This window comes from Streptosporangium amethystogenes (assembly GCF_000721075.1).
Classification (GTDB): Bacteria; Actinomycetota; Actinomycetes; order Streptosporangiales; family Streptosporangiaceae; genus Streptosporangium; species Streptosporangium amethystogenes.
The window spans coordinates 713,451-736,600 of record NZ_JOEQ01000005.1; the positions used below are offsets into that span (position 1 = coordinate 713,451).

Sequence of the window (23,150 nt, forward strand, 5' to 3'; positions counted from 1 at the left end):
CGTGAACGATCCGATGAGAAAGGACGATCATGCCTGGTATACCGCCTATTGAGCCCTATCTGATTCCGACGGCAGGCGACCTGCCCCCCAGCACCGCCCAGTGGGTTCCCGATCCCGCCCGCGCGGTCCTTCTCATCCACGACATGCAGCGCTACTTCCTCAAACCTTTCCCCAGCTCGGTACGGGACGGACTCGTCCGCAACATCGCACTGCTGCGCGATCGCAGTGTCGCGCTCGGCGTGCCGGTGGGCTACACGGCCCAGCCCGGCGACATGAGCGAGGAGCAACGAGGTCTGCTCAAGGACTTCTGGGGACCGGGCATGCGCAGAGCCCCCGCCGACCAGCTGGTGGTCGACGAGCTGGCCCCCTCGCCCGGCGACTGGATGTTCAACAAGCTGCGATACAGCGCGTTCTTCCGGTCCGACCTGCTGGAGCGCATCCGGGAGGGCGGTCGCGACCAGTTGATCGTTTGCGGGGTGTACGCGCACGTCGGAGTGCTGATGACGGCGATCGACGCGTTCACCAACGATCTCCAGACCTTCCTGGTCGCCGATGCCGTCGCCGATTTCACCGCCGAGTACCACCGGATGACCCTCGAGTACGCGGCCGAACGCTGCGCGGTCGTCCTCACCGCGAAGGAGGTGTTCTCGTGACCGGACCGGGTGCGATCGGCGATGATCTGCTCGACCTGGTGCTGGCGCCCCGGCCGCCCGCCTTCGCGTTGCTCCACCGCCCCGAGGCGAACGGTCCGGCACTGCTGGACGTCCTGGTCGGCGAGGTCGCCCAGGTCGCCAAGCTGGCCGACATCCTCCTTCCCCGAGCGGGGGAGGCCGGGGGAACCGCCGGCCACGACGTGCTGGCGATCATCCCGTACCGGCAGATCCGCGAACGCGGCTTCGTGTGCGTCGACGACGACGCCCCGTTGTTCACGATGACCGTGACCGGGCAGCGGACGGTGCCCGTCGCCAAGGCGCTGGCCCAGATCCCCGATGTCTCCGTCACCGTGTCCGGCGGGCACTTCGACGTGGCCGACGACGACTACGCCGAGACCGTCCGCAGAGTGGTCAAGGAGGCGATCGGCGAGGGGGAGGGCGCGAACTTCGTCATCAAGCGGTCCTTTGTCGCCGACATCGGCGACTACACGCCGCACAGCGCCCTGGCCTTCTTCCGGAGGCTGCTCGAAGTCGAATCGGGCGCGTACTGGACCTTCATCGTCCACACCGGAGAGCGGACGTTCGTGGGTGCCACCCCGGAGCGGCACGTCACCCTGTACGACGGTGTCGCCACGATGAACCCCATCAGCGGCACCTACTGCTACCCGAGGTCCGGCCCCACGCTGCCCGAGGTCATGAACTTCCTCGCCGACCGGAAGGAGTCCGACGAGCTCTACATGGTCGTGGACGAGGAGCTCAAGATGATGACGCGGATCTGCCGGCCCGGTGTACGGGTGGTGGGCCCGAGGCTCAAGGAGATGGCGCGGCTCGCGCACACCGAGTACTTCATCGAGGGCGACAGCGACTGGGACGTCCGCGACATCCTCCGCGAGACGATGTTCGCCCCGACCGTCACCGGAAGCCCGCTGGAGAACGCCTGCCGGGTCATCGAAAGGCACGAGCCGCAGGGCCGCGGCTACTACAGCGGGATCGTCGCCCTCATCGGACGTGACGCGTCCGGCGGCCGGACCCTCGACTCCTCCATTCTGATCCGAACCGCCGACATCGACGGAGCGGGCAGGGTACACATCGGTGTCGGCGCCACGCTCGTCCGCCACTCCGATCCGATGTCGGAGGTCGCGGAGACCCGAGCCAAGGCGGCCGGGCTGCTCGCGGCGCTGGAGACCCCCGACTCCGCCAGGCTTGGGGCGCACCCCGACGTGCGTGACGCGCTGGAACAGCGCAACGCGACCATCGCCGGCTTCTGGCTGGGGGCCGACGCCGAGCGGGCGGCGTCGTTCCCGGAGCTGGCAGGGTGCCGGACACTGATCGTCGACGCCGAGGACACCTTCACCTCGATGCTCGATCACCAGCTGCGCGCCATGGACATGTCGGTGACGGTACGCCGCCACGACGAGATCCCTCCCTTCGACGGGTACGACCTCGTCGTACTGGGGCCGGGTCCCGGCGACCCCCGCCACTCCCAGCATCCCAAGATCGCCTACCTGCGGTCGGCCGTGGACGCCCTGCTGGCCGAACGCCGCCCGTTCCTGGCCGTCTGCCTGAGCCACCAGGTCCTCAGCACCCGGCTCGGGTTCGACCTGCGCCGCCGGAACGCTCCCAACCAGGGCGTACAGCGGGAGATCGACCTCTTCGGCGACCGGCAGCGGGTGGGGTTCTACAACACCTTCGCGGCCCGGTCGGACCAGGACAGGAGCGAGATCGACGGCGTCGGCGCGGTGGACATCTGCCGGGATCCGGAGACGGGCGAGGTGCACGCGCTGCGCGGCCCGCGTTTCTCCTCGCTCCAGTTCCACGCCGAGTCCGTGCTCACCCAGAACGGCCCGCGCATCCTCGGCTCCTTCATCGGAAGGGTGCTGAGCGGATGACGGCACACCAGGTCGCACCTGATGAGACGCACTCGTACGTGGTCATCGACTCGTTCACCGACACGCCGCTCCGGGGCAATCCCGTCGCCGTCTTCTTCGACGCCGAAGACCTCCAGGCCGACCGCATGCAGAGCATCGCCAGGGAGATGAACCTCTCGGAGGTCACGTTCGTCCTCCCGCCGAAGCAGGGCGGCGACGCGCACATCCGCATCTTCACTCCGGTCAACGAACTTCCCTTCGCCGGTCATCCGCTCCTCGGAACGGCCATCGCGCTCGGCGAGTCGTTCAAGGAGGACCGGCTCCGGCTGGAGACGGCGATGGGAGTCATCACATTCGACCTGGAGCGCGTCGACGGGAGGACCGTCGCCGCCCAGATGGAGCAGCCGATCCCGACCTGGGAGGAGTTCGACCGCGTCGGCGAGCTGCTCGCCGCGCTCGGCGTGCCCACCCCGGAGCTTCCCGTGGAGATCTACTCCAACGGTCCCCGGCACGTTTTCGTGGAGCTGGAGAGCGTGGCGGCACTGTCCCGCGTCAACCCCGACCACCGCGCACTGGCCGTGTTCCCGGACATGGCGACCAACTGTTACGCAGGTTCCGGGACGAGCTGGCGGAGCCGGATGTTCTCCCCCGCCTACGGGGTGACCGAGGACGCGGCGACGGGCTCGGCGGCGGGTCCGCTCGCCGTCCATCTCGCCCGCCACGGGCGTATCGGGTTCGGCCAGTGGATCGACATCCACCAAGGGGTCGAGATGGGCCGGCCCTCCCTGATGCGGGCCTGGGCGGACCACGCCGCGGACCGCGTCACCTCGGTGCGGGTCGGAGGATCGGGCGTCACCATCGCCCGCGGAGTGATCTACGTCTGATGAGAGGGCGTACGGGGAGCCGGCGGCCACCCGTCAGTGACAGAGTCCCGGAGGCAGAAATGAGCAGCAGGTTCGAGAGTCTGACCGGCGTGATGGACAGGGCGTTCCCGGAGTACGACAGGCCCCCGGCCGAACCGATGGGGCTGGTAGAGCGGTGGATCTCGTCGGCGGTCGAGGCGGGCGTGCGTGAGCCACTGGCCCTTGCGCTCGCCACCGCGGACGGTCGCGGCCGCGCCTCCAACCGGACGGTCAGCATCGTCGACGTCTCCGACCAGGGGGTGGTCTTCACCAGCCACAGCACCAGCCAGAAGGGGCGGGAGCTCGCCGAGACCGGCTGGGCCTCGGGGTTGCTGTACTGGCGGGAGACCGCACAGCAGGTGATCATCTCGGGCACCGCGGTCCTGCTGAGTGAGCCTGAGGCGGATCGGCTGTGGGCCGCCCGTCCGGTGCCGCTGCACGCCATGTCAACGGCCTCCAGGCAGAGCGAACCCATCGACGACGTCTCCCGGCTGCGGCTGGAGGCGGACCGCCTGTCGGCGTGCGGCTCCCCCCTGCCCAGACCGGCGAGGTTCGCCGGCTACCGCCTGGCACCGGTCACCGTCGAGTTCTGGTCCGCCGCCGCCAGCAGGCTGCACCGGAGGCTGCGCTACGACCGGACGCCGGCGGGCTGGAGCGCCGTCAGGCTCCAGCCGTGAGGGCTCGCCGCAGGTAGACACCGAGATTCGTGCGACCGGCATCGCGACCGATCCGGTTGCCCACATGAACCCGGGATACAGACACGAAGGAGTTCACCCGTGATCGACAGGAAGACCGACCTCGACGCGATCGTCATCGGGGCCGGGTTCGGCGGCATCTACATGCTCCACAAGCTTCGCAACGAGCTCGGCCTCGCCGCCCGGGCCTTTGACCGGGCAGGTGGTGTCGGCGGCACCTGGTACTGGAATCGTTACCCGGGCGCCAAGTCGGACAGCGAGGGCCTCGTCTACCGGTACGCGTTCGACAAGGAGGCGCTCCAGGAGCCGATCGGGAACAACCGCTACATCGACCAGGCCGACATGCGGGCCTACCTTGAGTCGGTGGTCGAGAAGTACGACCTGGGCAGGGACATTCAGCTCAACACGAGCGTCGAATCCGCGGTGTTCGACGAATCACGCAATGTCTGGACCGTGACCACGGACAGCGGGGAGATCCTCACCGCACGCTATCTCGTCACCGCGCTGGGCGTCCTGTCGGCGGCCAACCTGCCCGACATCAAGGGACGTGACAGCTTCCGGGGCCGTCTGGTCCACACCGGTGCCTGGCCCGAGGATCTCTCGGTCGAGGGCAAGCGGGTCGGCGTCATCGGCACCGGCTCGACCGGCACCCAGTTCATCTGCGCGGCCTCGAAGACGGCCGGGCACCTGACGGTGTTCCAGAGGTCGGCGCAGTACGTCGTCCCGTCCGGCAACGGCCCGCTCAGCGACGAGGTCAAGGCGAAGTACCGGGCCAACTACGAAGAGGTCTGGGAGCAGGTCTGGAACTCCTACGTGGGATGCGGGTTCCAGGAGAGCGACGTTCCCGCGATGAGCGTCTCCGAGGAGGAGCGCCGGCGGGTGTTCCAGGAGGCCTGGGACAGGGGGAACGCCTTCCGTTTCATGTTGGGCACGTTCTCCGACATCGCCAGCGACCCGGCCGCCAACGAGGCCGCCGCCGAGTTCATCAGGTCGAAGATCAGAGAGATCGTGAAGGATCAGGAGACCGCTCGCAAGCTCACGCCGAACGACTACTACGCCAGGCGCCCGATCAGCAACGAGGACTACTACGAGACCTTCAACCGCGACAACGTCTCCCTGGTCAGCCTCAAGGAGAATCCGATCAAGGAGGTCACCCCGAACGGCCTGCTCACCGAGGACGGTGTCGAGCACGAGCTCGACGTCCTGGTCTTCGCGACCGGGTTCGACGCGGTCGACGGCAGTTACCGGCGGATGGACATCCGGGGTCGCGGCGGCGAGACCATCCGGCAGCACTGGCAGGACGGGGTCAGCAGTTACCTGGGCATCGCCACCCCAGGATTCCCGAACCTGTTCATGATCTACGGTCCGAACACCGTCTTCAGCAACCTGCCGCCGGCGATCGAGACCCAGGTTGAGTGGATCACCGACCTGATCGCGGCGGCGCGGAAGTACGACAGGCCCTCGATCGAGGCGACCAAGAGCGCGGAGGACGCCTGGACCGCCGTCTGTGAGGAACTCGCCGGCCACACCCTCTTCCCGAAGGTCGACTCCTTCATCAACGGCGGCAACATCCCGGGTAAGAGGAGAGGGGTCATGTTCTACTTCGCGGGGCTCGCGGCATACCGCCAGAAGCTGCGCGAGGTGGCCGGTGCCGGCTACGAGGGCTTCAGCCTGCACGACGACTCGTTACCGGCGCAGTCCTGAGGACGGTGGTGTAGCACCCGGCATCGGGCCCCGGACACCGGGGCCCGACGGCCGTATCGCGGTGACAGAGCTCGCGTGACAGACGCCAACGCCGGCATCCGCCTGGGGCGGATGCCGGCGTTGGCGAACCCGGCGAGGCTACCTACCTGATTCCAGCGGTGAGTTCACGTCGCCGTCGGCGGAGTACCGGCGCTCGACAGTGCTGCGGTAGGTACTGGTGAGTGTCGCCAGGGCGGTGCTCTTGTCCTGGTCGGGGCGGGGGGCCATGGCACGTTCGGTGCGGTCCATGTCCCGGTTGGCGTGGATGATCGCGGTGGTGGCGGGGCGCCGGGCGGTTTCGTAGCGCCGCAGCGCGGTGACCGCGTCGCCGTGGTGGGCGAGTTCGCCTGCGAGGCAGGCCGCGTCGAGGATGGCCTGCGAGGCACCGTTGGCGCCGATCGGGTACATCAGGTGGGCGGCATCGCCGAGCAGGGTGACCCGGCCGTTCCCCCAACCGGCCAGCGGATCGCGGTCGACCATGGGGTAGTGCAGGATCTGGCCGCTCCGGGCGAGCATGTCCGGGACGTCGAGCCAGTCGAAGTCCCAGTGCAGGTAGTGGGGGAGCACATCCTCGAGCCGTCCGGGACGGTCCCAGTCGGCATCGCCGGGCGCGTCCGCTCCGGGGGCGGTGACCAGGCAGACCCAGTTGACCAGGGCCTTGCCGCGCTCGCGGTGGCGTGCCGAGATCGGGTAGGCGACCAGCCGGGTGGCCTGCTGGTCGCTGGCCACGATCATGGTGCATCCGTCGAGGAAGTCGTCCAGCTCGGTCAGGCCACGCCACATGTGCACCCCGCCCGGGGACAGCGGAGCCTGGTCGGGATGGAGCCGGGAGCGGACCGCGGAGTGCAGCCCGTCGGCGCCGATCAGCGCGGCGCCCTCGAATACGATCGTGTCGCCGGTGGCCCGGTCGTGGGTGTGGGCACGGATGCCGTCACGGGTGTGTTCGAAGGTGTGCAGGCGGGATCCGGTGCGGACCGCGCCGGAGCCGAGCCGGTCGCGGACCGCGGCCAGCAACATCATCTGCAGTTCCCCGCGATGGATCGAGTACTGCGGGAACCGATGCCCGGCCGCGACACCCCGCGGTTCGGCCCACAGCGTGGTGCCCGTGTGGTCGAGGTAGCGGTGCTCGCGGGTGGGAATGCCGGTCGCCGCCAGCTCGTCGCCGAGCCCGAGGCCGATCAGCTCGGCGATGGCGGCGGGCTGGATGTTGATCCCGACCCCGAGCGGACGGATCTCGCCGGCGGCCTCCAGCACGATCGCGTCGATCCCCTGGGCGTGCAGGGCCAGGGCTGTGGTCAGCCCCCCGATCCCCGCGCCGGTGATCACGATGTCAGCGGTATTGGCGGTGGTCATGGTGACTGTTGTGCTCCTCGCGCGTCGATGGTCTGCGGCGGGCTCGGGCCATGGAATCCGGCGATCGGCCCCGCCGGCCGGTCCGGTCGGCGGGGCGATCCGTGCTCGTCTCTGGACTCCCCGGTCGGAGAGCCCTCAGAGATCAGGCATGGTGGATGGAGACCACCGAGTACACGTGCGGTGCCGGCTTCGCCAGCTCGGCCGTCCTCTTCCCGAGGGACTGGACCTCCGGGTCGGCCATGGTGGCCTTGACGTCGTCCTGGCTGCGCCACTGGGCGAAGTTGACGACCCGGGTGCCGTCGACGCTGGCGAGTATGTTCACCGAGACGAAGCCCGGCCGGTTCTTTATCACCTTCTCGGTTCCCTCGTTCAGGAGGTCGACGAGCTCCTGCTGCTTCGACGCGTCGACGTCGAAGACGTTGATGAGGGTCACCGGCGCACCGCCGACACGGATAACGGTTTCACTCATGAGGTGTATCTCCTTGTCAATCTCTCATGCGGTCCATCTCTTCACTCCTATGACGAACCGCGACGGCCAGAGGTGACCGACCGGCCGACCGGAGGCCGGGCGGCCAGCTCGGTCACCGCGGCCCGTGCCGCCGTCAGCGAGCTCGCCGCCAGCGCCCGGAAACGGGCCAGCCCCGGCACGTCCCCGGCGCGGGTCATCTCGGCGTGGACGAAGTGCAGGTCCTCCTCGGCCACCCCGAGGTCACCGAAGTACGCCCGCAGGTAGGGCGTCTGGAAGTCGAAGCCGTCCCGGGGCGTGCCCGGCCGGTAGCAGCCGCCTCGCGCGGTGACCACCACCACCGTCGTGCCACGCAGCAGGCTGTCCCCGCCATCCGGGGCGGTGAACGCTCCCGGGAAGGTCACCCGGTCGATCCATGCCTTCAGCGCGGCGGGTACCGAGAAGTTGTACATCGGAACACCGATCAGCACCGTGTCCGTGGCCAGCAGTTCTGTGATCAGCGGCAGGGTCAGTGTCCACTCCCGTTCCTCGGCCGGGCCCTCGACCAGTCCGGACACCTCGTCCGGCGGGACGCCGCCGTGTCGCTGCACCCGCTGGCCGAGGGTGACGAAGGCGGAGGTCACCAGTGGCACCGGGTCGGCGGCCAGGTCCCGGTACCGGTACCCGGCGCCGCCGTGCGACTCTCGCCAGGTGTCGGCGAACAACGCGGTCAGCTGTCTGCTGACCGAGTCATGGAAATGGCCGGCGCTGGAATCCAGATGCAGCAAGGATGTCGCCGGTTCGTCGACGACTGGGATGGCGATCATGCAGCCCCCTTTCAACGTCACTGTAGGTGTCACATCGATGACGAAGAGTGACGGGAAAAGGTGACCGGAAGGCCGTGCCGGAGGCGTGGCGCGATCCCACCACCTCCGGGCCTGAGTCACCCGGCAGGCGTGCCGGCCGGCCGACCGCGGCCTCGCGGACGTTCGCCGGCGGATGATCCGCGGGGAATCGTGCGGTACGGGGCACGGAACGCTTGGCGGCGGCCCGCCGATACGGCAGAGTGAAACATTGTTTCCCTTTTGGAGGTCGCGCTGTGCGTTACGTCATCATCGGTTGTGGCAACGTGGGCATGGAACTGGCCCGCCGCTGGACCTCCGCGGGTCACCACGTGACCGGCACCACCACCTCGGCCGAGCGTGTCGACGAGCTCAAGGCCGTCTGCGCCGACGTGGCGATCCTGAGGGGCAGCGACAGCACGGCGGTGCGGGACGCGACGCGCGACGCCGACGCCGTCGTGCTGACGGTGAGCCCGCGGGTCGCCCGCTCCTTTGACGCGAACGGCCGGATCGCCGAGTACGCGGACACGCTCACCGCCACCGCGCGGACCGCCGCCGCCGCGCACCCGCGAGTCGTCTTCACCAGTTCGACGTCCGTCTACGGCTCAGGTGACGGACGACCGCTGGACGAGTCGAGCCCGACGACCGACGATCCGGACGCGTCGCCGCGCAACTTCGTCGCCGCCGAGGACGCCGTCCTGGCCACGCCGCGCGGGGCGGTGGTGCGCATCCCCGATGTGTACGGGCATCCGCGCGACATCGACTACGTGACCCGGGTGAGACTCGTCCACGAGGTGCTCGGCGGCAGCGTGCCGTTCGCGGCGGACGCCCTGCTGTACCGCGTCGACTACCGCGACGCGGCCGCCGCGCTCGACTTCGTGGTGAGCCATGACCTCGCCGGGGTCTTCAACGCGGTCCCGGACGCGACCGTGCCGCCGACCAACGAGGAGGTGTTCGGCCGGATCTGCGCCGAGCAGGGCTGGCCGAAGCTGAGCTACCGTGCCGAGATCAAGACCCCGTCGGTACCGGTGAGCTCCGCCAGACTGCGGGCGGCGGGTTTCCGCTTCGCGCACTGACGGGCCCCGGCCCGGTCACTCCTTTGCCGCGGCGAGGCGGCGGCCGAGCAGCCGGCCGAAGGTGATCGCGGGTGTGATCAGCATGCCGGAGCAGAAGCTCTGCCCGCAGGTGGCCGCCGCGCCGATCACCTCACCGATGGCGTAGAGGTTGGGTATCGAGGTGCCGTCGGTGCGCCGTACCCGGAAGTCGGAGTCGATGTCGAGTCCGGCGAACGTCACGAGGGAGATGGCGTGGTTGCGGATGGCGTAGAAAGGCCCCTGCAGCAGTGGCATGGGCAGGTGGGTACGCCCGAAGTCGGAATCGACGCCGGCGGCGACGGCCTCGTTGTACCGGGTGACCGTCGAGGCGAGCCCCGCGGGGTCGATTCCGGCCGTCTGTGCCAGTTCCTCCAGCGTGTCGGCCGAGTGGACGCCGAGACGCAGGTTGGCCTGGGCGCGAAGGTCCTCGGGCGTCCAGCCGACCACGAGCGGCCGGGTCGAGCGCGTCGACTCCAGCATCGCGTCGTCGAAGACGGTCCAGAAGGTCATGTCCTCGATGCGGGTGAGCGCGCGCTCCTTGAGGTCGATCGAGGGCTCGTCCTCGGCGACCCAGCGCCGGCCCGACCTGTCGACGTAGATCTCGACAGGAGGACGTTCGGTGGCGGTGAGGATCTGCCGGTCGGACCAGGTGGCCCTGCCCGGGCTGGTCGGATGGGGCAGCCCGCCGAACGAGGGCAGGAACGACCCCATCCCGGCGACGGCCGCCCCCAGTTCCTGGGCGAGCAGGATCCCGTCGCCGGTCGAGGTCGGGTGCGCCGCCGAGACGAGCGGCGCACCCTCCAACTCCAGGAACAGTTCCGGTTCGGCCGCGAAGCCGCCGGTGGCCAGCACCACCTGCCGGGCCCGCACCTCCACGTCCTGGCCGCCGTGTATCACGGTGACCCGGGTGACCCGGTTGTCGTCATCGGTCGTGAGGCCGATCACCGGGGAGTTCTTCCACAGTTCCAGCCGGCCGGTGGCGACCGCCTCGTCCAGCAGGCCCCTGAACACCTCCAGGATCGACATCGCCTCGTCGGTCCCGTAGTAGGTACGCGCGGTCTCGTACGGCTCGTGCCCGTAGACGATCCGCGGTGTCTCGGCCGCGAACCGGAAACCCCGGTCGTCCAACCAGTCGACGGTCTCGGCGGCGTGCTCGACGTTGATCCGGACGAGATCGTCGCGGGCGGTCCCGCCGCTGATCCGATGGATGTCGGCCAGGTGCGCCTCGGGAGAGTCGGCGATGCCGCGCTCGGCCTGCCGCCGCGTCCCTGCCGCGGCCATGTGGCCGCCGGACACGTGCATGGTTCCGCCGATCTGGTGGTCCTTCTCCACCAGAAGTACTGTGGCGCCCCCGAGTGCGGCCTCCGCTGCGCAAGGGATGCCCGCGGTGCCGGCGCCGATGACCACGAGGTCGTAACTGAGTTCCACCGGTGGATCTCCTGTGATGATTTCGGCTGGTCGGTTGGTGTTCAGGCGGTCGGGTTGTACCAGCGCTCGGGCTCGGCCCCGGGGACGCGGCGCTCCTCGATCACGGTGAGACGGCTGAGCCGACCGTCCTCGAAATGCTGCCACAGGCGGGTGCGGTAGTCGCCGGTCGGCATCGACATCTCGACGATGCGCTCCCCGGGCTTCTGATTCCAGCCGAAGGTGAAGAGGATGGCCTGGTCGCCTGCCCGGCTTGTCGAGCCCCACATCTCCTCGTCGACGAACCGCACGGAGTCGCCGTCGACGATGGCGCGGTAGTGCCGTACGGCCGGCTCGGTGCCTTCACGGAGGTAGACGACCTTCTCCGTCCAGTCCGTCCCCTCCATCCGGCCTTCCTGCCGGCTCTCGAAGCGCTCCACCAGGGTGCCGTCGGCTCCGAGCACCGTGTACGTGCCCTGCCACACACCGCTCATGTCCCGCAGGATGTCGGCGATCGTCATCGGTTCTCCGTCTTGTCGATGGTTTCCACGGTCTCCGCCGATGCCCCGTCGTAGTACCAGGGTCTCGGGCCGGCGCTGTCGCGGATGAGCAGGGCTCTCCTGCGCAGGAACCGCCGCACGGAGGGCGGCCCCATCCGAGAGGCGCCGAGTCCGGAGAGCTTGAAGGAGTTCTTCTCCCCCTCGGGGACCATGCCGGTGAGGCAGACATCGTTGATACTGATCCCGCCGGCGTCGAGGCGGTGCGCGATCGGCATCGCCTCCTCGGCCGTGGCGGCGAAGACGGCGGCGCTGAGGCCGAACTCACTGTCGTTGGCGAGGGCGACGGCCTCGTCCTCGCCGTCGAAGGTCATCACCGGGATGACCGGCCCGAAGGTCTCCTCGCGCATCACCCGCATGGAGTGGTCGACGCCGGTCAGCACCGTCGGCCGCAGGTAGGCTCCGCCGTCGAGGATCTCGATCGAGCCGCCGGCCCGCACCCGGGCGCCCTTCGCCACCGCGTCGTCGATCTGGTCGCGGATGGTCTGCACCTGCGCGCTCGTGATGATCGGGCCGACCTGCCCGTCGCCGGGATCGGGGTGGGCCAACCGTACGCGTTCGGCCTTGGCGACCAGGGCCTCCACGAACTCGCCGGCGACGCGACTGTCGACGTACACGCGCTCGATCGACATGCACGAGTGCCCGGAGTTGATGGTCGAGCCCCAGAGGATCGCAGAGGAGGCGGCGTCGAGGTCGGCCGACCCCGTGACGATCGCGGGGTCCTTGCCGCCGAGCTCCAGGAACGCCGGGATGAACCGGTCGGCCGCCACCCGCGCGATCACGCGGCCGGTCTGGACGCTGCCGGTGAAGCAGACGGCGTCGGCCACGTCGATCACCGCGGCGCCGGTGGAGCCGTCGCCCTGCACCACCGCGAAGACGTCGGCGAGGCCGGGGACCTCGGCGAGGCAGTCGAGGAGCACCGGAACGAAGCGGGGGGTCATCTCGCTCGGCTTCAGCAGGACGGCCGATCCCGCGAGGAGGGCGGGTACCGCGTCGATGAGCGCGAGCTGGAAGGGGAAGTTCCACGGCGAGATGGCGGCGACCACCGGGTAGGGCACCAGGTCGCCGGAGAGCCGGATCTGGGGGTCGGCGGTGGGGGAGGGGGCGCCGGACGCGAAGGTCTCCTCGGCGTAGCGGCACGCGCGGTCGATCCCGGCCAGGACGGCGTCCACCTCCACCTCGGACGCCCATCTGCGCCCGGTGTCGGCCTCGATCTCGCGGACGAGCTCCGTGCGCCGTCCGACGAAGACCTCCCGGAGACTCCGCAGGGTGGCGATCCGCCCCTGGACCGGTTGCCGCGCCCACGCGCCCTGATGGGCGCGGAGCCCGCGCGCCGCGGTCGCGACCTCGTCGGCGCTCGCCGCCGTGATCGTGTAGTCCGCCAGTCCGGTGCGGGGATTGCGGACGGATATCTGTTTCGTCACTTCGATCCTTTCGTCAGATCACGCCGTCGGCGGACAGCCGCTCGATCACCGCGCGCTGCGTCGTGCCGAAGTGCGCGCGTGAGATCTCAGTGGGCCGCACGCTGTTGGGCGGGTAGAACGATGTGCCGGCATAGCTGGGGGCATAAAGCTCGAAGCGCTGACGGGGAAGGAGGTTCATCATCTCGGGGACCCTGCGCGCGCGGCGCAGGGCGGCCAGGTCGATCTCCCCGTTGGCGGCCATGGACTCTCCCTGGCCGGCCTTCGCGATCACGAGGCCCCGATGGTCGACGATCTGGCTGGCACCGTCGCCGGACTCCGGGGGCAGGCCGGTGCCGTACAGACCGGCGGTGTTGGCGGAGACCACGTACGCGCCGTTCTCCACCGCGCGGGCGAGCTTGGCGACGTTCTTCGGCGACAGCAGGCCACTGCAGATCTCCGAGGAGCTGTGCAGGAACACCTCCGCGCCGCGCATCGCGAGGCAGCGGGCCACCTCGGGGAACAGGATCTCCTCGGAGGCGATCGCCGCCAGGTTGCCGATCTCGGTCCTGGCCACGGGGAAGAGCGCGTCCTCGCCATAGATGGAGAGGTAGTCGTCGAGGAGGTCGTGCGGGGTCACGGCGTACATCGAGTTGAGCCGCCGGTAGCGGAGCACCACCTTCCCGCGCGGATCGAGGATGACCGACGCCTGGAAGTAGATGCCGGGGAAGTGCTCGTCGAGCTCGTAGGCGTTGACGCACAGGAACAGACCGGTGTCACGGCTGAGCTCGGCCAGCCGCGCGTACTCCGTGCCGTCGGGTGCCAGAGCCGCCCGCTCGCACCACTCGGGCAGCGGTTCACCGACGGGATGGCCGGTGAGGAGGTACTCGGGGAGGACCACGAGCGCGAGCTTCGGGCCGATGGACCGCTGTGTCGCGGTGACCTGTTCGTGAACCCGGTCGATGGCCGCGCGGATCAGGTCGCGGGCGGCCGCGGTGCTCTCGGCCCGGTTGACGGCATGACAGGCGGTCTGTAGCGCGACCGCATGGTAGGCGACCAGCGGTTCATCCGCAAGATCTTGACTCACACAAGCCCCTGTTCCGCATATAGAAACGCCGTTTCTGGTTGGACTATAGGGAGAGTGTCCCGGTTTGGGAAGCCTCGGGAACCTCATTGACACGTAAAGACCCTCGCTCTAGCGTGGAACACCGTTCCGACTTGCGGAACTCGAAGAGAACGTGGAGGCGTCACCTTGCCGCTTGGAGCGATCGTCGAGGCTGTCATCACGTGCCGGAACGTCGAGGCATCGGTTGCCTTCCATACCGGGGCGTTCGACCTTGATGTCCTCGAATGGAACGGTCCGGACGCGCTTCTCGGCGTCCGAGGTGTCGAGACCGGCAGGATACGGCTCACCCCCGCACCCCCGGACGTGGCCGAGGCGCCCGAGCCGCGCGTCTGGGACATCGGTCCCCGGCTCCTTGGTATGTACTCCAGGGACCTCGGGCGGACGACACAGATGATCGACGCCGCGGGCGGCCGGTCCCTGCCGCCCGTCACCTACCCCTACGGTTCCGCCTCCCTGACCGAGTGCGTGGCGCTCGGCAGCGACGGGGTCTGGTGGACGCTGCCGCATGCGGCTGCCGGCCATCGGCCGAGCCCCGCGTTGGAGGGAGATCCGGAGCGCCTCCACGGTGAGTTGCACACGGCCGTCGTCGTACCCGCCGACCACGATCAGGCGCTGCGCTTCTTCGTCGAGGGTGGGGGCCTGAACATCCTGTTCGCCGGGGAGATGAGCGGCGAACCGTTCGAGCGGCTGATCGGCATGCCGCCCGGCGCGGGCCTGCGGCTGACCTTCCTCGTCTCCGCGGACCATGCCCCCGCGCGTCTGGAGATCATGTCGTTCACCGGCGTCGACGCGGTGGACCTGTCGGACCGGCCGCTCGGGCTGCGCAGGGTGGTGTTCGCCGTCGAGGACCCCGCTTCCACGATCGCCGCGCTGGAGGCGTGCGGTGGTGTCCGCCTCGGTGAGCGTCTCGTACGCGGACCCGGTGGCCTGGAGGTGGAGTTGCGCGAACCCGCCGGGGCGGCGTCGTGACGGCGGAATCTCTCGGCCGGTTCGATGTCGTGGTCGTCGGCGCCGGGGCCGCGGGGATGTGCGTCGCCATCGAGGCCGCCTCGGCGGGCGCGAGTGTGCTCGTCGTCGAGAAGCAGTCCGAGGTGGGTGGCATGCTGCACATCGCCAATGGCGAGTTCAGCGGAGCGGGCACCCGCCGTCAGGCCGCGCACGGCATCGACGATACCCCCGAGCGCCACTTCGAGGACGTGATGAGGCTCTCCCACGGCAGGGCGGACGAGGATCTCGTCTGGCGGACGGTGCGCGCGCAGGGGGACACGGTCGACTGGCTGGAGAGCCTCGATTTCGACTTCGACCCCGGCACCCCGGGCCTCGTGCACGGGCACGAGGTCTACTCGGTGCCCCGTACGTACTGGGGGGTCGACCTCGGCAGGTCGCTGCTGCGGCTGCTGGGCCGCCGCTTCGAGGACGCCATCGAGGCGGGGGCGGTGCGCCTGCTGCTCGGCACCCGGATCCAGGGCGCGCTCACCGACGGCGGGCGGGTGACCGGCGTGACCGGAATCCGGCCCGACGGCGGCGAGATGGTCGCGCACGGCGACGCCGTCGTCCTGGCCACCGGCGGGTACGACGCCGATCCGAGCGTGCGCAACCGCTTCCTGCCCCCCGGGTGTGAGAACGCGCTGATCGCCTGCCTGGACCACGCGACCGGCGACGGCCTGACACTGGCCCTCACGCTCGGCGCCGATGTCAGCGCCGACGGGTTCTTCATCCCGGTGATGGGGCTGATCCCCGACCCCGCCCGCAGTGGGTTCGCCGTCGACTACCGGGAGGCGTTCGTCCAGGTCGCCCCCGCCTACCGGACCCCGTACGAGATCTGGGTCAACCAGGACGGCAGACGCTTCGTCGCGGAGGACGGTGAGAGCCCCGAGCGCCGGGAAAGGGAGTTGCTGCGCCAGCCGGGGCTCGCGATGCACATCGTCTGGGACCGGTCGATCGCCGAGACCGCGGAGCCGCTCATCGGCAACGGCACCGGAGACTGGACGCGAGAGCGCATGCTCGCCGAATGCGAGGCCGGACGCTGGATCGTCGCCGCGGACTCTCTGCGGGACCTCGCGGAGCGACTCGGGGTGGACGCGGACGGTCTCATCGCGACGGTCGAACGGTACAACGTCGCGGTCCGGAGCGGGAACGACCCGGAGTACGGGCGCGTCGTCCTGCCCATGACCATCGGGACGCCGCCGTACTACGGGCTCACCTCCGTCGCAGCCTCCCTGCTCAGCCGGGACGGTGTGCGGGTGGACGGCGACCTCTCGGTGCTGAACCGCGCGGGCACCCCCATCACCGGTCTCTTCGCGGTGGGTGAGGTGCTCGGCAACAACGTCTTCGCCGGCGACAACTATGTCGGAGGTATGAGCGTGACCCCGGCGATGACGCTCGGCCGCGAACTTGGCCGCGCGCTGGGAGCCGCTGCGGCGTCCCGCTCTATTTCGGACTGATTTCACTCATTTAAACGTCAGACCAATACGTTGACAGCGAAGCACCCGCTTTCTAGGCTGCTGGTAACGCTGTTCCGCATATCGGAATTCCCCGACCCCGGGCCTGAAACCATGAGGCTGCACATGCGTAAATCAAGTTTTCGATGGGTCGCTGCGGCGGCTGCTGGTGCATTGGTGCTCTCCGGCTGCGCGAGCAAGGAGGAACGCGCGGGTGTGTCGGAGAAGACCGGCGGCTCCGGCTGGAGCGCGGGGGCCGACACCATCAAGATCGGGCTCATCACCCCGATGACGGGTGCCTACTCCATCCTCGGCATCCTCCAGGAGAACTCGATCCGGGTGGAGATGGACCGGATCAACCAGGCCGGCGGCCTCGGGGGAGCCAAGCTGGAGCTCGTCATCCGGGACTCCGCGCTCGACCCGGGCAAGGCCGTTCAGGCGGCCAACGAGATGGTCGGCGACGAGCAGGTGAAAATGGTGGTCGGCCCCTCGCTCTCGGCGTTCTACAACGCCTCGAAGGCCATCTACGAGCAGAACAAGAAGCTCAACTGCCAACCCGGTGTCGGCACCGGTGACTTCGGCGTCCTGAAGTACGGATTCCGCTCCCAGGACCCCAACAACATCAGCGTCGAGAAGATGCTGGAATACCTGCAGACCCAGGACGTGAAGTCCATCGGGCTCGTCTACGAGGCCGACGACACGGGCAAGGCGATGGACGGCTACATCAAGGAGATGGCGCCGAAGTACGGGCTCACCTACCTGAGCTATCAGGAGACCCGCCCCGACGACCAGTCGCACCGGCCCTACCTCGACAAGCTCAAGGACGCCGGGGCGATCATGGTCTCCAGTAACGCCAGCGGAGCCAAGACGATGGCCGCGGCCGCCGAGGCGAACTACAAGGGCGTGATGGCCAGCACCTCGGGGCTGCAGAACGTCACCTTCCTCGACGCGGCCGGAGAACTCGCGATCGGCTCGGTCTTCGCCGCCGGGAACGTACAGTTCAACATTCGCGACAAGGCGACCTGGAAGGCCGGTTACCGCGCCCACGTCGAGGCGGTCGAGGCCAAGTACGGGCTGGTCGAGGGGCCGAAGTCCGGTGCGAAGATGCCCAAGGGCACGGCGATCGCGGCCGACTGTGTCACCGCGTTCGCGGCCGCGGCGGAGAGCGCCAAGTCGGTGGATCCGGACAAGCTGGCGACGGCGATGGCCGCGCTCGACATTCCCGACACCGAGACCCCGTCGGGCAACGCCATCAAGCCGGCGGACCACGAGTTCTACCACGTCGGCGACATCCACATCTACAAGTGGGACCGGGACGCCGACGGCTGGTTCATCACCGAGGTCACCCCCAAATCCTGAGGCCGGAACCATCTTCTCAACTCTCATCCGATAGGACCCAGCATGACCTTCTCCACCGGTCGTAAAATCACGGCACTCCTGGGCGCGGCCGTACTGTTGACCGCCTGTGCCGGCAAGGAGGAACGAGCCGGAGGCGCGCAGGTCTCCTCCGACGGAGGCTGGAACGTCGGCCGTCCGGTGGTGAAGGTCGGGCTGATCACCCCGATGACCGGTCCACTCGCCGTCGTCGGCATCTCACAGGAGAACTCGCTCAAGATCGAGGTCGACCGGCTCAACGCCGAGGGCGGGATCGGCGGGGCCAAGCTCGAACTGGTGACCCGCGACTCCGGCCTCGACCCGGCGAAGGCCGTACAGGCCGCCAACGAGTTCGCCGGCGACGAGAGCGTCGGGCTCGTCATCGGGCCGGCGCTCTCCGCCTTCTACAACGCGGCCAAGGGCGGCTTCGAAAGCGGCAGGAAGGTCAACTGCCAGCCGATGGTCGCCACCGGCGACTTCAGCGGTCTTAAGTACGGCTTCCGCGCCCAGGACCCGGTCAGCCTCGACGTCGAGAAGATGCTGGCCCACCTGAAGTCCCAGGGGGTCACCTCGATCGGGGTCGTGTACGAAGGGGACGACGCCGGCAAGGGGACCGCGGACGAGGTCAAGAGGCAGGCGGAGGCCGGTGGCCTCACCTGGAAGGGATTCGAGGCCACCCGGTCCGACGACCAGTCGCACCGCTCGTACGTCGACAAGCTCAAGGACGCCGGGGCGATCTGGATCTCCAACACCGCGAGCGGCGCCAAGACCATGGCGGCCGCGAGCGAGGCAGGTTACCAGGGGCTCATCGTCGGCGGGTCGGGGGCGCGCAACATCGCGTTCATCGAGGCGGCAGGCGACACCGCGGACGGCACGCTCTTCGCCGCCACCTACTACCCCTACCCGAGCCGCGACGACCGCGCCACCTGGAAGCCCGCCTACCGCAAGCACATCGAGGAGATCGAGAAGCGGTTCGGCAAGAACGTCGGCCCGAAGACCGGTGCCGAGTCGCCCAAGGCGGCCGAGATCTCCGCGGACTGCGTGCTCGCGTACACGCGGGCGGTCGAGCAGGCCCGCTCGCTTGATCCCGACGCCGTCGTCGCCGCCATCGACAAGCTGGAGATCCCCGACACCGAGACCCCGTCCGGCAACTCCATCTCGCCGGAGAAGCACGAGTTCTTCGGCCTGGACGACGTCCACATCTACCAGTGGAAAAAGGACGACAAGGGCTGGACGACCGTCGAGACCAGTGGCTGAACGGGAGTCCCCATGGAGCGGCACTACGTCACCGTCGGCGACCGTCAGGTCCACTACACAAGCGCGGGGCAGGGCCTGCCGATCGTTCTCCTGCACGCCTCGCCGGGCGATTACCGCCCGCTGCGCGGCCTGGTCGAGGAACTGGCCCGCTGGTTCACGGTGTACGCGCTGGACACCCCGGGGCACGGCGGGTCCGATCCGCTCCCGGTCGCGGAGCCGGCCATGGCCGACTACGGGGCCGCCCTCGGCGAGACCCTGACCGCGCTCGGGCTGGAGCGGGTCCATCTGTACGGCACGCACACCGGCGCGAAGGTGGCGCTCGCGTTCGCCGTCGCGCAGCCCGGCCGGGTCGCCTCGCTCGTCCTCGACGGACTGGGGATCTCGACTCCCGAGGAGCGGGCCGACCAGCTCGCGAACTACCTTCCCCCCATCGCGCGGCGCGGCGACGGCACACACCTCGTCGAGGCATGGCACCGGGTGCGGAACATGTACCTGTTCTGGCCCTGGTACAACGAGAGGCCCGAGGCGAGGCTGGCCTCGGCGATGCCGTCCCCGGGGTACCTGCACGAGGTGACGACCGGCATGCTCGAAACCGGCGGGACCTACTCGCTCGCCTACCGCGCGGCGTTCGTCTGCGATCCGGCACCGCTGCTGGCCCGGCTCGCCGTACCGTCCCTCCTCTTCGCCTCGCCGGGTGACCCGCTCCACGCCCACCTGGACCGGCTCCCTGACCTGGGCACCCGGATCCGGGTCGAGGACCTCGCCGCGGGGAGCGACTCGCCGCAGGGGGTGGCGGCACGGGTACGTTCCCATGCTGCGGCCCACCCGGAGGGGGTGACCGGGGCGCCCGCACGGCCCGAGGTCCGAGCCGCGGGGACGCTGACCCGCCGCTACGTCAGCACCCGGCTGGGCCAGGTGCTGGTCCGCTGGACGGGGACGGGCACGGCGGGCAGGCCGCTGGTGGCGCTGCCTCCGGCACCCGCCTCCGGCCACGCGGTCGACGGGCTGCTGAGCCGGGCCGGGGAGCACCGGCCGGCCTTCGCCGTCGACCTGCCGGGAACCGGCGACTCCGACCTGAGGGGAAAGCTCACCGTCGACGCCGGGCAACTGGCCGAGGCCGTCCGGGACGTCCTCGAAGAGCTCGGCCTCGGAACCGTCGACCTGTACGGCTCGGGAGCGGGTGGCACGATCGCGGCCGCCGTCGCCGAGCGGCACCCGGCACGCGTGCACGCGCTGGCGCTGGCCGCGCTGCCGGACCCCGAACGTCTTCCGGCGGAACTCGCCTCGGCGCGCACCCCGTCCCTGACGCCCGACGACCACGGCACGCACCTGCTGCGAGCCTGGCACCTGGTGAGGGACGGCGGACTGCGACCGGGGACGAGCCCGCCCTCCACCGGAGGAGACGGCGGCCGGCCGGATCTGGCGGTACTGGAACGCAGGGTCCTCGACATCGTCAAGGCGTGGCCCACCTACGGTTCGGTCTTCCGGGCCGCGGTGCTCGACGGAGTCGTCCGGCGGCTCGCCGCTCTCCGCACGCCGATCGTGGCCGCGGACCCGATCTGGGACCCGTTCGTGGCCGACGCGGAGTTCACGCCGTCGCACTCCCCCCACGATGGGCGAGGCGGGCAGGCCGCTCTGCTGAAAGCCCTGGACGAGGCGGGAACGTGAACCGGGCAGACCGGGCAGACCGGGCAGACCGGGCAGAAAAAATGATCACGCGCGCCCACCCCGGCTACGGCATGGGCGCGCGCATCAGCATCACCGCGGTGGCTTCCAGCACCTGATCTCCGCTGCCGTCGATCGCGGACCAGCGGTAGTGCCGGATCACCTTTCCGCTCCCGGTCTCACGAGCCTCGCCGGGGGTCAGCTCGACCCGCAACGTCGTGGGCGCGCGCAGCATCTTCGAGAAGCGGACCTCGCGCAGTTCGAGCAGCGCGATCGCCTCGTCGAGCATCCTGGACCGCTCGACGAGGCCGCCCACCAGGAGCAGGACCCCCTGTCCCGGCATCGGGGCAGGGGATCCTGCTGCCGGGACGAACAGGGGGTGGGTGTAACCGCCCAGGCCGACGAGAGTGTCGATCAGCTCCTGGGTCACCTCGACCTCCGGCGTCGTCACCGGCACTCCCACCGGACAGGCTTCGGTTGACCTGTCATCGCTTTCCGCCTGCGCGGGGTGGCGACTTCGGGTGAGGAGGCAGGGGAGCCCCGAGGGTGAACGTCACCCTCGGGGCTCGGTGCGTACGAACGCGGCGCCCGGGCCGACCACGACCCGCTCGCCGGACTCCACCCGCCGCCACTGCCAGGTGGTCAGGTCGACGAGCTCCGCGGGACCCTCGACCTCGCTTCCCTCGGCACGGACCTCACTGCCGCCCAGCTCCTCGCTGTACTCCCGGAGCGTCCGGTTCCCGGCTTCGAGACCGACCGGGGTCAGCCCGCTCGCGCCGTCCCCGGCGTCCTCCGCCGGGGTGAAGCCGTTCTCCCCGGAGAACCAGGCGTAGAGCAGCGCCCCCTCCTCGGAGCCGAAACCCGGTCGCGGGTGCTGAGGCGGAACCCAGCACCACTCGCCCGGCCCGAACAGCGTGTCGCCGATCCGCAGTCCTCCGGACAGGACCAGGAACTCCTCCCCGGAGGCGTAGCGGCCCGCCACCGGACGGGAGAAGCCGGCCGGGAACCGGGCGGCGAGAGACCTGGACCGAGTGGCGGGGTCCCGGTGCAGCATGACACTGACGATCTTCATGTTGGCCTCGGGCATGGGAACGGCGATGCCGTCCCGCTCGACCAACTCGGCGAGCGAACCGCCCTCTGGGATGACTGTCATCGGATCACCGTTTCACCACGCAGTACGGACTTGGCCACCATCGTACGGAGCACGTCGTTCGTGCCCTCGCCGATGCTCATCAGGATCGAGTCACGGTAGAGGCGCTCCACCTCGTACTCGGTGGAGTAGCCGTAGCCACCGTGGATCTTCATCGCGTCGATCGACGCGGCCAGGGCGACCTCGGAGCAGAAGATCTTCGCCATGCCCGTCTCACCGTCGGCGCGACCCTGGCGGACCGCGTCCGCGGCCCAGTAGGTCATCAGGCGCGCGGCCTGGACCTGGGTGGACAGGTTCCCCAGCTGCAGCTGGATCGCCTGGAAGCCGCCGATGGCCTGACCGAACGCCTTGCGCTGCTTGGCGTAGGCGAACGCCTCGTCATGGGCGCGCTGGGCGATGCCGACCGAGCGCGCGGCGATGTTCACCCGGCCCCACTCCAGAGCGGAGAGCGCGTGCTGCATGCCCTTGCCCTCGACACCGCCGAGCAGGTTCTCCTTGGGGACGCGCACATTGTCGAGCACGACCTCGCAGGACTCGGTGCCCTTGTAGCCGAGCTTGGGAATGTCCTTGGTGACCTGGTAGCCCTCCAGTGAGGAGTCCACCAGGAGTACGCTCATGCCCTTGTGGGCCGGGGAGGTGCTCGGGTCGGTCTTGACCAGAACCGGGAGCGGATCCGCGTACCGCGCGTTGGTGATCCACATCTTGGTGCCGTTGACGACGTAGTGGTCACCGTCGAGCGTCGCGGTGGTGCGGATGCCCTGCAGGTCGGTGCCGGCGTCGGGCTCGGTGAGGCCGATGCCGGTACGACGGACGCCGGCGGCGAGGTCGGGAAGGTACTTGCGCTTCTGCTCCTCCGTGCCGCGCATCGCGATCATCCGGCAGGCCAGGGAGTGGCTGCCCAGGATGCCGGCGATGCCCATCCAGCCACGGGCTATCTCCTCGAAGACCAGCGCGAACGAGACGGGGTCGAGATCGAGGCCGCCGTACTCCTCGGGAATCGTCATCCCGAACAGGCCCATCTCCCGCATCCCGTCGACGATCTCCGTCGGATAGCGGCCGGACTGCTCCCACTCGCGGGCGACCGGGATGATCTCCCGGTCGACGAAGTCGCGCAGGACGGCGCGGAACTCGCGCTGGTCCTCGTCAAGCTGGAAATCCACTGCGACTGCCTTTCTTGCCCG

At 69.4% G+C, this 23,150-nt stretch carries 21 protein-coding genes; 11 read left to right on the forward strand and 10 right to left on the reverse strand.

What is annotated here, in order from left to right; translation table 11 throughout:
• Positions 1 to 29 precede the first annotated feature (29 nt).
• The 5 genes from IG98_RS0111045 (at position 30) to IG98_RS0111065 (ending at position 5,822) form a co-directional block, all read left to right on the forward strand.
• Positions 30 to 653, forward strand: coding sequence for an isochorismatase family protein (locus IG98_RS0111045; RefSeq protein ID WP_030909475.1), 624 nt, complete (start codon positions 30 to 32; stop codon positions 651 to 653).
• Positions 650 to 2,542: an anthranilate synthase family protein gene (locus IG98_RS0111050; protein WP_030909478.1), complete on the forward strand. Its 1,893-nt coding sequence runs from the start codon at positions 650 to 652 to the stop codon at positions 2,540 to 2,542. The genes IG98_RS0111045 and IG98_RS0111050 overlap by 4 nt, the downstream gene beginning before the upstream one ends.
• Entirely contained in the window at positions 2,539 to 3,405 is an 867-nt protein-coding gene (locus tag IG98_RS0111055; protein WP_030909481.1) for a PhzF family phenazine biosynthesis protein, read from the forward strand. The genes IG98_RS0111050 and IG98_RS0111055 overlap by 4 nt, the downstream gene beginning before the upstream one ends.
• Positions 3,406 to 3,464: 59 nt before the next feature.
• Positions 3,465 to 4,100 (forward strand): phenazine biosynthesis FMN-dependent oxidase PhzG, encoded by a 636-nt coding sequence (gene phzG, locus IG98_RS0111060; RefSeq protein WP_030909484.1) that lies wholly within the window; start codon positions 3,465 to 3,467, stop codon positions 4,098 to 4,100.
• Between the two features lie 99 nt (positions 4,101 to 4,199).
• Positions 4,200 to 5,822: a flavin-containing monooxygenase gene (locus tag IG98_RS0111065; RefSeq protein WP_245651489.1), complete on the forward strand. Its 1,623-nt coding sequence runs from the start codon at positions 4,200 to 4,202 to the stop codon at positions 5,820 to 5,822.
• Between the two features lie 138 nt (positions 5,823 to 5,960).
• Here the strand turns inward: IG98_RS0111065 and IG98_RS0111070 are convergent, their stop codons facing one another.
• From IG98_RS0111070 to IG98_RS0111080, 3 genes are all read right to left on the reverse strand, one after another.
• A complete protein-coding gene (locus IG98_RS0111070) occupies positions 5,961 to 7,214 on the reverse strand; it encodes a flavin-dependent oxidoreductase (RefSeq protein WP_030909490.1) in 1,254 nt (417 codons plus the stop codon).
• Positions 7,215 to 7,356: 142 nt separating this feature from the next.
• Entirely contained in the window at positions 7,357 to 7,683 is a 327-nt protein-coding gene (locus IG98_RS0111075) for an antibiotic biosynthesis monooxygenase family protein (RefSeq protein ID WP_030909493.1), read from the reverse strand.
• A 47-nt stretch (positions 7,684 to 7,730) separates the two neighbouring features.
• A complete protein-coding gene (locus tag IG98_RS0111080; protein WP_051751963.1) occupies positions 7,731 to 8,486 on the reverse strand; it encodes an FMN-dependent NADH-azoreductase in 756 nt (251 codons plus the stop codon).
• Between the two features lie 272 nt (positions 8,487 to 8,758).
• Between IG98_RS0111080 and IG98_RS46780 the strand changes: the two genes are divergently transcribed.
• Positions 8,759 to 9,577 (forward strand): NAD(P)-binding domain-containing protein, encoded by an 819-nt coding sequence (locus IG98_RS46780; protein WP_051751964.1) that lies wholly within the window; start codon positions 8,759 to 8,761, stop codon positions 9,575 to 9,577.
• A gap of 15 nt (positions 9,578 to 9,592) precedes the next feature.
• Here IG98_RS46780 and IG98_RS0111090 read toward each other — a convergent pair whose 3' ends face one another.
• From IG98_RS0111090 to IG98_RS0111105, 4 genes are read right to left on the reverse strand one after another with little or no spacing between them, the layout of a single operon-like run.
• A complete protein-coding gene (locus tag IG98_RS0111090; protein WP_030909502.1) occupies positions 9,593 to 11,023 on the reverse strand; it encodes an FAD-dependent oxidoreductase in 1,431 nt (476 codons plus the stop codon).
• Positions 11,024 to 11,064: 41 nt separating this feature from the next.
• The gene (locus IG98_RS0111095) at positions 11,065 to 11,520 is read right to left on the reverse strand and encodes a DUF3598 family protein (RefSeq protein WP_030909505.1); all 456 of its coding nucleotides are present in this window, start codon (positions 11,518 to 11,520) and stop codon (positions 11,065 to 11,067) included.
• Positions 11,517 to 12,980: an aldehyde dehydrogenase family protein gene (locus IG98_RS0111100; RefSeq protein ID WP_051751965.1), complete on the reverse strand. Its 1,464-nt coding sequence runs from the start codon at positions 12,978 to 12,980 to the stop codon at positions 11,517 to 11,519. Before IG98_RS0111100 ends, IG98_RS0111095 begins: the two co-directional genes overlap by 4 nt.
• Before the next feature lie 13 nt (positions 12,981 to 12,993).
• Positions 12,994 to 14,043 (reverse strand): nitrilase-related carbon-nitrogen hydrolase, encoded by a 1,050-nt coding sequence (locus tag IG98_RS0111105; RefSeq protein WP_030909511.1) that lies wholly within the window; start codon positions 14,041 to 14,043, stop codon positions 12,994 to 12,996.
• Positions 14,044 to 14,208: 165 nt separating this feature from the next.
• Here IG98_RS0111105 and IG98_RS0111110 point away from each other — a divergent pair, with 165 nt between their 5' ends.
• The 5 genes from IG98_RS0111110 to IG98_RS46785 all read left to right on the forward strand — a co-directional run bounded on the left by IG98_RS0111110 (position 14,209) and on the right by IG98_RS46785 (position 20,822).
• Positions 14,209 to 15,051: a VOC family protein gene (locus IG98_RS0111110; protein ID WP_030909514.1), complete on the forward strand. Its 843-nt coding sequence runs from the start codon at positions 14,209 to 14,211 to the stop codon at positions 15,049 to 15,051.
• The gene (locus IG98_RS0111115) at positions 15,048 to 16,526 is read left to right on the forward strand and encodes an FAD-dependent oxidoreductase (RefSeq protein WP_030909518.1); all 1,479 of its coding nucleotides are present in this window, start codon (positions 15,048 to 15,050) and stop codon (positions 16,524 to 16,526) included. The genes IG98_RS0111110 and IG98_RS0111115 overlap by 4 nt, the downstream gene beginning before the upstream one ends.
• Before the next feature lie 213 nt (positions 16,527 to 16,739).
• Positions 16,740 to 17,882, forward strand: coding sequence for an ABC transporter substrate-binding protein (locus IG98_RS0111120; RefSeq protein ID WP_030909521.1), 1,143 nt, complete (start codon positions 16,740 to 16,742; stop codon positions 17,880 to 17,882).
• Between the two features lie 42 nt (positions 17,883 to 17,924).
• On the forward strand, positions 17,925 to 19,154 hold the full coding sequence (locus tag IG98_RS0111125) for an ABC transporter substrate-binding protein (RefSeq protein ID WP_030909524.1): 1,230 nt from the start codon (positions 17,925 to 17,927) through the stop codon (positions 19,152 to 19,154).
• Positions 19,155 to 19,166: 12 nt separating this feature from the next.
• Complete coding sequence (locus IG98_RS46785) at positions 19,167 to 20,822, forward strand: alpha/beta fold hydrolase (RefSeq protein WP_051751966.1); 1,656 nt, start codon at positions 19,167 to 19,169, stop codon at positions 20,820 to 20,822.
• Between the two features lie 64 nt (positions 20,823 to 20,886).
• Here the strand turns inward: IG98_RS46785 and IG98_RS0111135 are convergent, their stop codons facing one another.
• The 3 genes from IG98_RS0111135 to IG98_RS0111145 form a co-directional block, all read right to left on the reverse strand.
• Positions 20,887 to 21,270: a hypothetical protein gene (locus IG98_RS0111135; RefSeq protein ID WP_157594270.1), complete on the reverse strand. Its 384-nt coding sequence runs from the start codon at positions 21,268 to 21,270 to the stop codon at positions 20,887 to 20,889.
• 102 nt (positions 21,271 to 21,372) lie between these two features.
• Complete coding sequence (locus tag IG98_RS0111140; protein ID WP_030909534.1) at positions 21,373 to 21,972, reverse strand: cupin domain-containing protein; 600 nt, start codon at positions 21,970 to 21,972, stop codon at positions 21,373 to 21,375.
• Positions 21,969 to 23,129: an acyl-CoA dehydrogenase family protein gene (locus IG98_RS0111145; protein WP_030909537.1), complete on the reverse strand. Its 1,161-nt coding sequence runs from the start codon at positions 23,127 to 23,129 to the stop codon at positions 21,969 to 21,971. Before IG98_RS0111145 ends, IG98_RS0111140 begins: the two co-directional genes overlap by 4 nt.
• Positions 23,130 to 23,150: the final 21 nt, after the last annotated feature.